Annotated in this window: 13 protein-coding genes; 8 read left to right on the top strand and 5 right to left on the bottom strand. The window is 34.5% G+C overall.

Features of this window, described 5'->3' with window-relative positions:
* The first annotated feature begins 81 nt into the window (after positions 1–81).
* Both CJF12_RS12255 and CJF12_RS12250 read left to right on the top strand, forming a co-directional pair.
* Positions 82–462, top strand: coding sequence for a Rid family detoxifying hydrolase (locus tag CJF12_RS12255; RefSeq protein ID WP_034684900.1), 381 nt, complete (start codon positions 82–84; stop codon positions 460–462).
* Positions 462–917, top strand: coding sequence for a hypothetical protein (locus CJF12_RS12250; RefSeq protein ID WP_034684750.1), 456 nt, complete (start codon positions 462–464; stop codon positions 915–917). The genes CJF12_RS12255 and CJF12_RS12250 overlap by 1 nt, the downstream gene beginning before the upstream one ends.
* 49 nt (positions 918–966) lie before the next feature.
* On the opposite strand, the gene CJF12_RS12245 is transcribed toward CJF12_RS12250, so the two are convergent.
* Positions 967–2,493 (bottom strand): Do family serine endopeptidase, encoded by a 1,527-nt coding sequence (locus CJF12_RS12245; protein ID WP_034684753.1) that lies wholly within the window; start codon positions 2,491–2,493, stop codon positions 967–969.
* Between the two features lie 431 nt (positions 2,494–2,924).
* Between CJF12_RS12245 and trhO the strand changes: the two genes are divergently transcribed.
* Both trhO and CJF12_RS12235 read left to right on the top strand, forming a co-directional pair.
* Positions 2,925–4,292 carry an oxygen-dependent tRNA uridine(34) hydroxylase TrhO gene (gene trhO, locus CJF12_RS12240; protein WP_034684756.1) on the top strand — a complete coding sequence of 456 codons (1,368 nt, stop codon included), beginning with the start codon at positions 2,925–2,927 and terminating at the stop codon, positions 4,290–4,292.
* Positions 4,293–4,327: 35 nt separating this feature from the next.
* The gene (locus CJF12_RS12235) at positions 4,328–4,876 is read left to right on the top strand and encodes a 5-formyltetrahydrofolate cyclo-ligase (protein WP_262485044.1); all 549 of its coding nucleotides are present in this window, start codon (positions 4,328–4,330) and stop codon (positions 4,874–4,876) included.
* Here the strand turns inward: CJF12_RS12235 and CJF12_RS12230 are convergent.
* Together CJF12_RS12230 and CJF12_RS12225 are read right to left on the bottom strand one after the other, a co-directional pair.
* On the bottom strand, positions 4,822–5,409 hold the full coding sequence (locus CJF12_RS12230; RefSeq protein ID WP_034684766.1) for a hypothetical protein: 588 nt from the start codon (positions 5,407–5,409) through the stop codon (positions 4,822–4,824). The two genes, CJF12_RS12235 and CJF12_RS12230, sit on opposite strands and share 55 nt — an antisense overlap.
* Positions 5,393–6,574: a hypothetical protein gene (locus CJF12_RS12225; protein WP_034684769.1), complete on the bottom strand. Its 1,182-nt coding sequence runs from the start codon at positions 6,572–6,574 to the stop codon at positions 5,393–5,395. The genes CJF12_RS12230 and CJF12_RS12225 overlap by 17 nt, the downstream gene beginning before the upstream one ends.
* Before the next feature lie 183 nt (positions 6,575–6,757).
* On the opposite strand from CJF12_RS12225, the gene CJF12_RS12220 reads away from it, so the two are divergent.
* The gene (locus tag CJF12_RS12220) at positions 6,758–7,096 is read left to right on the top strand and encodes a hypothetical protein (RefSeq protein WP_034684772.1); all 339 of its coding nucleotides are present in this window, start codon (positions 6,758–6,760) and stop codon (positions 7,094–7,096) included.
* 126 nt (positions 7,097–7,222) lie between these two features.
* Here CJF12_RS12220 and CJF12_RS12215 read toward each other — a convergent pair whose 3' ends face one another.
* Positions 7,223–7,993 carry a TrmH family RNA methyltransferase gene (locus CJF12_RS12215; RefSeq protein WP_034684773.1) on the bottom strand — a complete coding sequence of 257 codons (771 nt, stop codon included), beginning with the start codon at positions 7,991–7,993 and terminating at the stop codon, positions 7,223–7,225.
* A gap of 55 nt (positions 7,994–8,048) precedes the next feature.
* Positions 8,049–9,554, bottom strand: coding sequence for a DNA recombination protein RmuC (gene rmuC, locus CJF12_RS12210; RefSeq protein ID WP_394336989.1), 1,506 nt, complete (start codon positions 9,552–9,554; stop codon positions 8,049–8,051).
* A 195-nt stretch (positions 9,555–9,749) separates the two neighbouring features.
* Between rmuC and CJF12_RS12205 the strand changes: the two genes are divergently transcribed.
* The 3 genes from CJF12_RS12205 to CJF12_RS12195 all read left to right on the top strand — a co-directional run bounded on the left by CJF12_RS12205 (position 9,750) and on the right by CJF12_RS12195 (position 13,353).
* Positions 9,750–10,424, top strand: coding sequence for a response regulator transcription factor (locus CJF12_RS12205; protein ID WP_034684777.1), 675 nt, complete (start codon positions 9,750–9,752; stop codon positions 10,422–10,424).
* A gap of 1 nt (position 10,425) precedes the next feature.
* The gene (locus CJF12_RS12200) at positions 10,426–11,787 is read left to right on the top strand and encodes a sensor histidine kinase (RefSeq protein WP_034684779.1); all 1,362 of its coding nucleotides are present in this window, start codon (positions 10,426–10,428) and stop codon (positions 11,785–11,787) included.
* A 291-nt stretch (positions 11,788–12,078) separates the two neighbouring features.
* Entirely contained in the window at positions 12,079–13,353 is a 1,275-nt protein-coding gene (locus CJF12_RS12195; RefSeq protein WP_034684782.1) for a TolC family protein, read from the top strand.
* Positions 13,354–13,358 lie beyond the last annotated feature (5 nt).

Below are 13,358 nucleotides of genomic sequence, written 5' to 3'. Positions count from 1 at the left end.
TCACTGCTAACGAAATCTTTTAAAAGATGAATAGAGTAGAGGTGATTGCATATGACCTCAGAAAAAAATAAATATCCACATATGAAACAAATAATCAACACAGTTAATGCTCCTGCAGCAATCGGACCTTATGCACAAGCTAATCTCGCAAACGGGGTTTTATACATATCAGGTCAGATTCCTGTAGATCCGGCAACAGGTAAATTGGTAGAGGGAATTGAAAAAGAAACGCATCAGGTGATGAAGAATCTTGAAGCGATCCTTACAGAAGCTGGAATGACTTTTAAAAATGTTGTAAAGGCAAGTATTTTCCTTAAAAGTATGGATGATTTTGCTGTTATGAATGATATTTACGCATCATATCTGAGTGCTGAGAGCTATCCTGCTCGTGAAACGGTACAGGTTTCTTGCCTGCCTAAGAATGTTGATATTGAAATTTCGATGATTGCACACCAGGATTAATGAGTTTTATAAGAAATACATTTGCGGTTTTGGTAGGTCTGGGTATTGCCGGGCTTATTATTACTCTTGGAATTAGAGTTTTTCCGCAGTGGGTTACTTTTGAGGCTTTTGCTCCGTTTGAGCATTGGCAAAGATTCCTCTACAGTATGAGAAATGATGAGGCTTTCTTTGGTTTTTTATTATTTATTTCCGGATTAGGAACAACGATAGGTGGAGTTGCGACAGCTATTATTGTAAAGTATGCAAAAGTAGCTTATGCTATTCTTATCGGTTTCATCATGCTATTCATAGCGATGCTTGATGTTATTATATTTCCTTATCATCCTACATTCTATAAAATATCTATCTTTCTTACCTTTTTCCCTTTTTCATGGATTGGAGGTAAAATAGTAGAGATAATTTATGAAAGGAATAAGAAAAAGAGAATTGCTGAAAAAATGAACAACGCTAAATAAAAAAACGCTGCATACGATGCAGCGTTTTTTATGTTTTAGAAAAATTCTACTAAGGCATTTTAAATCCTTTTGTATAAATTCTTCCGTATTCATCTACAAATTTCACTTGTACATTTCCTTGGTACTTGTCTAAAATTTTCTCTACGTCTTTTTGGGAGTTGACCGGCTTACCATTTATTTCTATAATGATATAGTTGTCTACTACTCCGATCTTAGCCATTTCACTTCCTTCTGAAACATTTTTTGCAATAACACCGCTATTTAATCCATAGCTTGTTTTGAATGAATCGCTCAATGGTTCGAAATCAGCTCCGATTTTTTCAGTGACACTCAGATCAGCTTTTGTTCTTGTTGAAGTGCCTCCCTTCTGATCTTTTAAAGTAACAGTTGTTGTGTTTTCCTTACCATTTCTTAGATAAGTAACCTGAACTTTATCACCAGGGCGTTTGCTTCCTACAGCCATAGATAAGTCGGCAAAATCAGTAATAGATGTTCCATCAATTTTAGTAATGATGTCACCGTTTTTAATTCCTGCATTTTCTGCACCACTATTGTCTGTAACTTCCGTAACATAAACTCCGGAACCTACTTTAATATTGGCTTTCTTCTGTCTGTTGTACATAGCAACCTGTTGGTCGTCCGAAAGGTCTAAAGAAGCTACTCCTAGAAATCCTCTTTGTACAATTCCAAACTTCTTAATGTCTTCAATGATTTTTCTTGCCAGGTTAGACGGAATGGCAAATCCATATCCCTGATAATAACCTGTAGTAGATTGAATTGCTGAGTTGATACCGATCAAATCTCCATTAGCATTCACTAATGCTCCTCCTGAATTTCCAGGGTTAATGGCAGCATCTGTTTGGATAAAGCTTTCAATTGGATTGCTTGCTTTTCCTTGAGATCCTAGAATGCCAATTCCTCTTCCTTTAGCAGAAATGATACCTGCTGTTACCGTTGAGTTCAGTCCAAGCGGATTTCCGACTGCAAGTACCCATTGACCTACTTCAATATTGTCTGAATTGGCAAAGTTCAGATAAGGCAATCCTTTTTCCTCTATTTTTAATAAGGAAATGTCGGTATTTGGATCTGTTCCTATCAATGTAGCGATATATGATTTTTTATTGCTTAAGACTACTTCCAGTTTATTAGCACCAGCTACCACATGGTTATTGGAAATAATATATCCATCCGGAGAAATGATCACTCCCGATCCCATTCCTGAAGGCATGTTTTCAGGAGGTTGCTGTTTTTGCCTTTGTTGGCCTCCTCTGCCCCCGAAAGGATCTCCGAAGAAAAAGTCAAACAAATCCTGCTCTGAAGCTCTGCTTGATGTTCTGGTCTGGTAGTTTTTGATCGTAACTACTGCAGGAACCGTTGTTTTCGCAGCTTTGACAAAATCATCTCCTGTAGAAGCCGTATTCATTCCTACGAATGAAGTTTTGGCTGCAGAAGTAAAATAAGATTGGTCCCCATTGTTAGAGGTATGACCAAAGTATTGTATTGTGCCAACGGTAGTAGCTCCTGAAATAACTCCTACTACAGCAAATGGTAATAGTTTTTTTAAAGTACTCTTCATTGTATATCTTCTTTATTTTTATGATTAAAATTAATTCGTTTTACAGTAAACAAATTTAATGCTAAATAGGTGTGCGATTGAAATGGAATGTTTCAATTTTAACTAAAATTTAACAGCAATTGCGATAATTTATATATTATACTATAATTTACGTATCCTCAATTAACGGATCTTAAAAAATTATTAAAGACAATATGTCATATTATGACATATAGATGGTTGTATTGTCATTAAAGTTAAGTCTAATTATTAAAATAAAAAATATTTCCTTCAATTATTAAGCGTAATTAACGATTAACAATAAGAAATAATCACGTTTTGGCTGTGTTTGTTTTTGCCGTTATTGAGATTACCTTTCTCCTCTAAAAATAGACTCAATTGAAAAATCACTATATTTGCAAAAAATTTTTCTCACTTAAAACGTTTATAGCATGCAACTGTATAACACCTTAAGCGCAGAAGAAAGAGCTCAACTTATTGATGAAGCTGGTAAGGAACGCCTTACGTTGTCTTTCTATGCGTATGCCAAAATTGAAGATCCCAAAAAATTTCGCGACGAATTATTTATTGCCTGGAATGCACTTGATGCCTTAGGCCGTATTTATGTTGCACATGAAGGAATCAATGCTCAGATGAGTGTTCCTGCGGACAATTTTGAAGCTTTTCGTACTACCCTGGAAGACTACGAGTTTATGAGAGGAATTCGTTTGAATGTTGCGGTTGAGCAAGACAATCACTCCTTTTTAAAATTGACTATCAAAGTCAGACATAAGATTGTTGCAGATGGTTTAAATGATGAGTCTTTTGATGTGACGAATAAAGGAATTCACTTAAAAGCTCAGGAATTTAATAATTTATTGGAAGATCCTAATACGATTGTTGTCGATTTTAGAAATCACTACGAAAGTGAGGTTGGTCATTTTGAAGGAGCTATTACTCCTGATGTAGAAAATTTTAGAGAAAGCTTACCGATTATCAACGAACAATTACAGGATTTTAAGGAAGATAAGAACCTTTTAATGTACTGTACAGGAGGAATCCGTTGTGAAAAAGCCAGTGCTTACTTCAAACATCAGGGTTTTAAAAATGTTTATCAGTTAGAAGGCGGAATTATTGAATATACCCGTCAAATAAAAGAAGAAGGGATAAAGAGTAAATTTATTGGTAAAAACTTTGTGTTCGATCACCGATTAGGGGAGCGGATTACCGATGATATCATATCACAATGCCATCAGTGTGGTAAACCATGTGATAATCATACCAATTGTTCTAATGATGCCTGCCATTTGTTATTTATTCAATGTGATGAATGTAAGGCCACGATGGAGAACTGTTGTTCTACTGAGTGTTTAGAAACAATACATTTACCTTGGGATGAGCAAATAAAATTAAGAAAAGGATTACAGGTTGGAAATAAGGTTTTTAGAAAAGGAAAATCTGATGCTTTGAAATTTAAAAATTCAGGTGATTTACCAGCTAAACCCTTAGCAAAAGCTGAAACAAAGAATATTCGTCAAAAAATAACAGTTAAAAAAGTATTGCTTGGAAAAGCAGAGCATTATTATACCAAATCAAAAATTGCCCAGTTCTTAATTGAAAACAAAGAACTTTCAGTAGGAGATAAAGTGTTGATTTCAGGACCTACAACAGGTGAGCAAGAGGTGGCAATTACTGAAATCTTTGTAAATGGAGCACCTAGTGAAAAGGCCAGAAAAGGAGATCAAATTACTTTTGAGCTTCCGTTCAGAGTACGTTTGTCAGACAAATTATATAAAGTTCTTCAGGCTGAAAACGCGTAACGATTATGTTAAAAGCTGACCTTAGAAAAAAATATATGCAAAAAAGAAAAGCCTTGTCGACTGATGAGGCTTTCTTCTTATCTGAAAGAATTTTCGAAAATTTGATTAAATACTTTAAGCCTTCAATAGGTCAGAAAATTCATATTTTTCTTCCTATTGAAAAGTTTAAGGAGATTGATACCCGTACATTTGTTCAGTACTGTCTGGAACAAGGTATCCGTATTTTTGTTCCGAAAGTGGTCGGGGAGAGGCTTATTTCTGTTGAAATATTTCCGGATACAAAGTTTGAGACCAGTTCCTGGGGAATTTCAGAGCCTGTTTCTAATCAGGACTCCGGAGAGCAAGATTTTAATTTTGTGATAACTCCCGTATTATATTGTGATCCCATGGGTAATAGAGTAGGATATGGTAAAGGATTCTATGACGGTTTTTTTCAAAGTCTTCCTTTGGTCACAAAAAAAATCGGAGTGAATTACTTCAGCCCCGATGAGTTGATTGACGATACCTGGGAAAATGATATCGCTTTAGATTATTTAGTAACTCCTGCAGAAGTACTGTCTTTTTTTACAGGTGAAGGTGTATAAAAATTCAAAAAATAAAATTTAAACTCTTTCTTAAATTTGATTGGTTTTGAAAGCAGGGTATATTGGGCACTCTTTTCAAAAGTTCCGAGAGATCTGTTTTTGTCATCAAAATATTCTACATTGAATTTAGCGTAATCCAGCGTGTCTTTTTTATAATAATCTTTATGTACTGCCAGGCTGTTGACTTTCACAGATTTTACCTTTAAACTATCTAATTCTTTGAATAGCCTTTTAAATGTTAGGCTGTCTGGTTTATGGAAGTAGCTTTCCATTTGCGAGTAGATTACAGTATCTATTTCCGTATTTCGGTTTCCGGATAAGTAAAGCGTAGAAAGATCCAATAATTCCTGTACTTTTTGTTTTGTTATAGAATTGATCGCCTGCATGCTATCCATTTGTACAGCAGGGTAGGTTTTTGTGTTGTTACTATTTCTTAATTTGTCCAAATCACTTACTTCAGTCTTTTTGTTATTGCAGGAAACAAAAGCAATGAGCAGTAATAGGGCAACAAAAAAATTACTTATTCTTTTCATCAGTATTTGCAATTTTAAATTTTATAGATATTATTTTACCTTTATCGTCTTTTTTCATTTCAATCACCCGTAAATTCTTCAGGGATGTTGTAGGTGTTGTTACGAGTGTAATGTATTTTTGTTTGTCTAATGTTTCAATTCCGTAGGTATTGTTATCATATACCTGATAAATGATAGCATTATTGCTGATTAAATTCTCTAATTGTTTTCTCTTTTGTTTGATGAGAGCAAATTGTTCCTCAGGGTTTCCTCCTTTTACATCTTTTATAGAGAAATAGTAAGCCGCCATTTTATAATCATCAGGCTTCATTTCTATCATTTCTTCTTTAGGGGCATTTTCAAGGCTTCTGTTGACCGTTAAGGGCTCGTAGAATGGAGCACTGATCTGCATTTTAAGAATTTTATCTTTGGTAGAGTATCTAAAACATTCCCCCGGATTTATCTTAAATAAGATTGGAGATTCATTTTCTTTAAACACTTTTATTTCAAGTGTATTGATTACAGCAACTCCGCGGTCTGCATCTGTAAAGCAATATTTGTATTCTTTAGAAAAAATTTCATCTTTAAAACCTAAAACACCGGTAATCATAATTAAAATAGTAGTGACAATTGCCCAGGCATTCTTTTGCAGGAATTTTTTCTTAGGTTCGGATGGTGTTTTTTCTAGAGAAGTATTATTGTTGTTATTTTTTGTAAATTCTTGATTTTCAGTATTTGTTTTTTGTAAATTAGCGTTTTTGTGCTCAGGATTCAGCGTTTTTTGTGGCTGAATTTCAGAATTGATGCTTTCTGGTAAATGAGCCAGTGATTCTTCTAATTCTTTTATTTCTTCCTCGCTGAGATCTTTTTCATCCTGTAATAATTCTCCGGCAAAAAGATGTTGTTTTTTAAACTCATACCATGAGTCGTAACCTGCATAAATACTTAATAAATTGAGCATGTCGATTCTTGGGAGTTTGGTAACCGGAGCATTTTTGAAATAAGTATAAAACGATTTTTCGCTAATGTTTCCTTTAGCCTTTTTGCGAAGATCTTCCTGAAAATATATAATGTCAATTCCTTTCCATTTTGAAATATCATCAAAGGAAGGGGTGTATTCTTTTAAATATTGAGCCTGTACATCCTTTTTTAGCTGCTCAAAGTGTAATAGGTCTAAATCTGTCAAGTTGATATAAAGTGATTAAATTACTGGTTATCAGTTATATTTATTTGTAAAACTGTTTTACAAAGTTATTACAATTATTTTTCATAGACAAATTTTCTAACTGCTCTACCTTTGTCTTGTTCAAATAACAGAACAGAAGAAAATTTTAGATAACAATATTAACAAAATTAAATTTAATTTATTATGAAAAAGTCATTATTCGTAGCTGCTATCGCTGCAATCTCTCTAGTTGCTTGTAAAAAAACTGAAGCTACTTCTACTGAAGGTACTGCTGATTCTGCTGCTATCGCTGCTACTGATTCTGCTGCTGTTGTAGCTGATTCTGCTGCTCAAGTTGTTGATTCTGCTGCTACTGCTACTGTAGGTGCTGCTAAAGATGCTGCTGCTGCAACTACTGCTGCTGCTGCTGACGCTGCTAAAGGAGCTGCTACTACTGCTGCTGACGCTGCTAAAGGTGCTGCTGATGCTGCTAAAGGTGCTGCTAAAGATGCTAAAGACGCTGTAGACGCTGCTAAAAAATAATTAGTACGTTACTAAATAAAAGAACCGTTTCGCCCAGCGAAACGGTTTTTTTATGTCTTTACCTGAATATAATATGCTATATAATTATGGGAATTCAGGGATCATTAGATTATAAGTTCTATCAGGCTATTTAAGCTTTTTTTGTCTCAAAGATTCATAGCAAGTAATCGCTACAGCATTACTCAGGTTTAGAGAATCAATACTTCCAGTCATAGGAATTAACGTATTTTGCCCTTTACCACTCCAGAATTCACTTAAGCCCGAATGCTCAGTTCCAAAAAGGATCGCTGACTTATTTGTGAAATCTCTTTTATAAAGGTCTTCGGAACTTTCATCCATTATTGTTGTATAGATGTTGAACTGATTTTGGCTCAGGAAATCCAGTGTTTCCTTATTTTCAGCCTGAAATACCTTCATCCCGAAAAGACAGCCAACGCTTGACCTTATCACATTAGGGTTATAAAAGTCGGCTCTTACATCCGTAATAATTAAAGCGTCTATTCCAAATGCCTCACAGCTTCTCAGAATTGCGCCTAAATTACCAGGTTTCTCAATGCTTTCTACAATAATGATAGTGGAGTTTTCTTTAGCTTTGAAAGAAGAAAGATCAGATTCTTTGGTTTTGTAAATTCCAATAATTCCCTCACTGCTTCCACGGTAAGCAATTTTCTCATAGATCTTTTCGCTCACATAATGAATTCTTCCCTGGGGAATATTTCCTTTGAAAATATTCTCACAAATGAAAAATTCTACAGGTTCGAAATCAAATTTCAGCGCTCTTTCATTCTCCTGTTGACCTTCGACTACAAAAACATTAGATTTTTTTCGAAACCGGTTGTCAGAAAGGAGTTTGGTAACGTGTTTAATTTTATCGTTTTGGAAACTTTCTATTAGCATGCTGCAAAATTATACAAAATTAATGATTGAATTTATCTACTTTTCAGGAAAAGGGCTATTCTTCAGGGATAGGTAATGTTTGAGACTGATCAATTAAGCTTTGAGGAAGCTCTTTTTTATTTTTAATTCCGAGTGATTTCAGTTTCTGTGTTTGGATTACTAAATTATCATTACCTGTTGATAACTGTTTATAAGCATCATTATATACGTTTTTGGCCTGATCCAGATTCTTTCCAACTTTTTCAAGATTTTCTACAAAACCTACGAACTTATCATACAATCTGGCACCACGCTCTGCGATCTCCATTGAATTTCTGTTCTGATATTCACGTTTCCATAGGTCGGCAATAAGCTTTAAGGAAGTGATCAGATTACTTGGATTGAGAAGTAAAATTCTTTTTTCATACGCGAAATTCCAGAGATTTTGATCGGCTTGCATGGCTGCTATATAAGCCGGTTCACTTGGAATGAACATCATGACAAAATCCAAAGATTTGCCATAATCATCATAAGCCTTCTGGCTAAGCTGATTGATATGATTTTTTATAGAAGATAAATGCTGATGTAGCTTGATGGCATAAATTTCTGAGTCTGTTTCATCTACGAGTTCCGTAAATGCAGTAAGGGATACTTTAGAATCAATGATAACATTTCTTTCGTCCGGATATTTAACAACGGCATCAGGGCGCATTTTCTTTCCGGAGAATTCTGAAAATAAAGCTTTATTATCTTCATCCCGCAATTCATGTTCAAGAAAATATTCCCTTCCTTTTACCAAACCTGATTTTTCAAGAATGCTTTCTAAAATCATTTCACCCCAGTTTCCTTGTGTTTTACTCTCTCCTTTTAAAGCTCGGGTTAATTTTTTGGCATCTTCAGATATTTGTTGATTCAATTCGGCAAGTTCTTTTACCTTTTCGGCTAAAGAAAAACGCTCCTTATTTTCTTTTTCATAGGCCTCATTCACCCTGTTTTTTAAATCTGTGATTTTCTCCTGAAAGGGTTCCAGGATATTTTTAAGATTATTCTGATTCAGCGTTGTGAACTTTTCTGTTTTCTCCTCAAGGATCTTATTCGCTAGGTTTTCAAACTGATTCTTCGAATCTTCCTGAATTTTAATGATTTCCTCCTTCTGAGTTTCAAGCGATTTCTGTAAACTTTCATTAATCGCGGAGAGTTCTGAATTACGGGCAAAAATATGCTGTTTTTCCGCTAAGAGATTTTCAATCTGAGAAGTCAGTTTGGTTATCGTACTTTTTTGTTCCTGAAACTGGATATTTAAAGAAGAATATTCGGCAGATATTTTTGCATATTCATTTTTAAGATCATTGAGAAGATCCGCTTGTTGTTGGGTTGTTTCTTTTTCATGCTCCATACCTTGCTGTAATTCCCTGATCTTCTGATAAGAATTTTCCAGATCGGCATTACTTTTAATATATCTGGTATTCATTTCATCATAAGAAGATCTTGAAATCATAGAAGACTTCAGGATGAAAAATAAAATAACCGCACCTAACATGCCGCCAGAAATAAAGCCAATAACTAAATATGTCATCTCCATTCTTCAAAATTATGAAAAAAGGCTGGAAGCTGGAATAGGGAATATCCTTGGATAGATAAGAATGGATCATTTTCTTAAAATCTGCTTTAACAAAAAGTAAATGGCCTGAAATTGCTCCATGAAGCTCAATCACTTCTCTCTTCCAGTATCCTTTATGAATAAGAATACTTATATTTATGGGAAATTTCAGAACAGATGAATATTTTGTTAGTAGAAGATAATGAAAGGATAAGTAAATTCCTGGTAAAAGGGCTTGGTGAAGCCGGATATCATATGGTTCTTGCAGATTCTGGCGAAAAAGCACGTGATCTTATTAATACCTATGAATTTGATATTATTTTAATGGATATTATGCTTCCCGGTCTTGACGGAATGCAGCTGACACAAATTATCCGATTCAAAAAAAATTATACACCGATTCTGGTTCTGAGTGCATTAAACAGCCCTGATGACAAAATAAAAATGCTTGATTTGGGAGCAGACGATTATCTTTCTAAACCCTTTCATTTTGAAGAATTAATTTCAAGAATCAAAGCTCTTACGAGACGAAACAAACTAAGCTACCAGGAAGAAAATGAGCTTTTGTCATGTGGAAATATTACCATTAATACGGATCTTCATAAGGTATGTCAGAACAATAAAGAAATAGAGCTTTCTCCTACAGAATATAAGCTTCTCACTTTCCTGATGGAAAATAAAAATAAAGTTCTCAGCAGAACTCAGATCTTACATAATGTTTGGGGAATTAATTTTGACAGTACCACGAATGTAGTGGATGTCTATATTTCATATGTAAGAAATAAAATTGATGAAAGTGAACAAAAAATTATCCATACTATTAAAGGAACAGGATATCTGATCAAGGATTAAAATGACTTTAAGAAACAGATTTACATTAATTTCCAGCCTTTCATTTGGCATTGTTTCTATCATTACTTTTGCGGTGATATTTTTTGCTTATTATGACAGTACAAAAATTTCATATTTTGAAAAGCTTCAGAATACGGCTCTTATCTCTGCTATCTACTATCTGGAAAAAGATGAGCTTCCCAAAAACAGGCATGCTCAGATCAAAGAAGAGTACAATCATGTTATTGAAAATAAGAAAGTAGCAGTATATAATAAATATAATGAAGTTACTTTTGGGCAGAATCTGGATGATAAAAACATCAAGGCATTACATTTAAAAACAGCCAGAAATAATAAGAGTGTACAGTTTATGTCTGATAATAACTTTTATTATGGCATTTTTTATCCCGATAATCAAGGTGATTTTGTTGTATTTGTGAAATCTTCCAGTGATTCGTTTCAATCCCAGATCATCCGGCTTTCTGTTATTATGCTCTTCGTCTTAATTCTGGGACTGCTTGCTATTTATTTCTTAAGCCGATACCTGTCAAAAATTGTATACAAACCCATTTCCAATGTGGTTGAACGAATCAATAATGTAGATTATACGAATATCTCCAGTGCAATAACTTCAACCAATACTCATGATGAGATTGAAGAGCTTATCAAATCTTATAATAAACTGTTAGGCAGGCTTTCTGAAAGTATTTTATTACAGCAGAACTTTATCAATTATGTTTCCCATGAGTTTAAAACTCCTTTGGCTGCGATTTCCGGGAATTTAGAAGTATTTGCACAAAAAGACAGAACCCCGGACGAATATAAGAAGGTGGTTAAAGAGTCGTTGGAAAATGTCTATGAAATTGAAAATATTCTGAATAACCTTCTGTTGATGTCTGGCTTTGCTAAACTAGAGGAGTCCCATAAACAGATAAGAGTGGATGAACTTATCTGGAAAATCTATGAAAAATTAAATGCCAAAGCTCAGGAAGCAGAATCGTCTATTAAAATAAATTTACAGGTTACACGACCGGGTTTATTAGAATTTCCCGGAAATGAAACCTTGTTATACCTGGCGCTGTATAATATTGTGGAAAATGCCATTAAATATTCCCATCGAAATCCTATTGAAATTACGCTGTCTGAAAAAGATGAGCAGCTACTTATCGAGGTGAAAGATTACGGAAAAGGTATTTCCAGAGATGATCTTGAAAAAGTTACAGAAACATTCTACAGAGGGAAAAATGTTGACAATGTCAAAGGAAGCGGGATTGGGCTTTCTTTATCTAAGAGTATCTTTGATCATCATCATATTCAAATGCAAATAGATTCCGAAGTAAATATCGGAACTAAAGTTCTTCTCGTGTTTTCAAACAATTTATAATCATATCTATTATTCTGTCTAGCAGGATTAGCTATAGCTTATATTAAAATATCTATGTGGACCCGTGTTCATCTGTGGTTAATTATTTTTCTCACAGATTTGCACAGATGTCATCATTGAGCATGATTCATTTGTAAAACGTTGTTGTGATAATTGTGAAAACATAATGATATTTGTGTGTCAAAAAAACTGTTCTAATCGAATTCTAATGTTGGGCTAACTGAATCTTAATTTAATTTGAAATTGGCTTTAATGTTTAGAAAATAGCTTTGTGGTCTTAAATGTGGGACCATGCAGAAAATTATTTTCGCTTTATTTTATATTCATCTTTTTGGCTTGTTTTCGGCACAAACTGTAGATACATTACATATCAACAGAAAGGAAGCCGAATCTATTTTCCTTACCAATAATTTGGACATTATTGCCCAGAAATTAGAAATTTCCCAGGCTGAAGCACGGGTGGTTCAAGCTAAGTTTTGGCCTAATCCCAAATTAAGTATTAGTGAAGTTAATTTATGGCGTACCTCCGGTATAGAAGAACAACCTACTCTTATCGGCAATTGGGGAAAGAGCACCCAGATTTCCGCTGAAATTGAACAGGTGATTCAGACTGCAGGAAAAAGACGTAAGAACATTGAGCTTCAGAAGATAGAAGTAGATGGAGAAAAATATGAACTGCAGGAAGTGTTGCGGGAATTAAAGAAGCTCTTACGAAATACCATTACCGAAATGGTATATAATCAGGAACAACAGAAACTATATAAAGGACAAATTTCTTCTATTGAGAAATTGACAAAGTCCTATAGCAATCAATTAAGCCTTGGTAATATCAGTAAATCTGAGTATGTCCGTCTGAAGGCACAGGAAATAGAATTCAAGAAAAAGCTTATTTCATTACATCAGGAGATCGAAGAACAACAGGTTGAGCTGAAGGCCTTATTAATGGTTCCTTCAAAGTCTTATGTAGTAATTTCAGATCCTTTGGAAATGCCTGAAAAGCAGCTTTCAGAATTGGAACTGCCCAAGTGGCTGGAGATCGCTAAAGAAAATCGTCCTGATATTTTAACCACAAAGAATAAAGAAAAATATGCTCAGAAAAATCTGGAGCTGCAGAATGCATTGAAAACTCCTGATATTGCTCTTTCCCTGGGATATGACCGGGGTGGAAATATCATGAGGGACTTCGTAGGATTGGGAGTGTCATTTGACCTTCCGGTTTTCGATCGCAATAAAGGGAATATTCAGGAAGCTAAGCTTGAAATTACAAAAACAAACTACGAAACCCGTAAGAGTATCCTGAAGTCCGAAAACGAAATTGTTTCGGTATTTCATAACTACACCAGAACCCAGCAGATTTCCCAGGAGCTTGATGAATCTTATGAAACTACTTTAGATGGCCTACTGACGAGCCATGAGAAAAACTTCAGATTGAGAAATATCAGTATGCTGGAGTATATGGATTTTCTGGAAACCTATATTGGGAATAAAATGATCATTCTGGATACCAAAAAAGAACTTAATCAATATTATGAAAACCTGCAATATGTTGTAGGACAAGACTTATAAATATG

The sequence above is a fragment of the Chryseobacterium piperi genome (genome assembly GCF_002285635.2).
Taxonomy (GTDB): domain Bacteria; phylum Bacteroidota; class Bacteroidia; order Flavobacteriales; family Weeksellaceae; genus Chryseobacterium; species Chryseobacterium piperi.
The sequence above is the reverse complement of the archived record's forward strand: the minus strand, read 5'-3'. Positions and strand labels throughout refer to the sequence as shown.

Bases quoted from the DNA above. Each gene is read 5' to 3' on its own strand.
- CJF12_RS12215 (WP_034684773.1), bottom strand. From the start codon at position 7,993: ATGCTAATAGAAAGTTTCCAAAACGATAAAATTAAACACGTTACCAAA.
- CJF12_RS12250 (WP_034684750.1), top strand. From the start codon at position 462: ATGAGTTTTATAAGAAATACATTTGCGGTTTTGGTAGGTCTGGGTATT.
- CJF12_RS12220 (WP_034684772.1), top strand. From the start codon at position 6,758: ATGAAAAAGTCATTATTCGTAGCTGCTATCGCTGCAATCTCTCTAGTT.
- CJF12_RS12255 (WP_034684900.1), top strand. From the start codon at position 82: ATGAAACAAATAATCAACACAGTTAATGCTCCTGCAGCAATCGGACCT.
- CJF12_RS12245 (WP_034684753.1), bottom strand. From the start codon at position 2,493: ATGAAGAGTACTTTAAAAAAACTATTACCATTTGCTGTAGTAGGAGTT.
- CJF12_RS12235 (WP_262485044.1), top strand. From the start codon at position 4,328: ATGCAAAAAAGAAAAGCCTTGTCGACTGATGAGGCTTTCTTCTTATCT.
- CJF12_RS12200 (WP_034684779.1), top strand. From the start codon at position 10,426: ATGACTTTAAGAAACAGATTTACATTAATTTCCAGCCTTTCATTTGGC.
- CJF12_RS12230 (WP_034684766.1), bottom strand. From the start codon at position 5,409: ATGAAAAGAATAAGTAATTTTTTTGTTGCCCTATTACTGCTCATTGCT.
- trhO (WP_034684756.1), top strand. From the start codon at position 2,925: ATGCAACTGTATAACACCTTAAGCGCAGAAGAAAGAGCTCAACTTATT.
- CJF12_RS12205 (WP_034684777.1), top strand. From the start codon at position 9,750: ATGAATATTTTGTTAGTAGAAGATAATGAAAGGATAAGTAAATTCCTG.
- rmuC (WP_394336989.1), bottom strand. From the start codon at position 9,554: ATGGAGATGACATATTTAGTTATTGGCTTTATTTCTGGCGGCATGTTA.
- CJF12_RS12195 (WP_034684782.1), top strand. From the start codon at position 12,079: ATGCAGAAAATTATTTTCGCTTTATTTTATATTCATCTTTTTGGCTTG.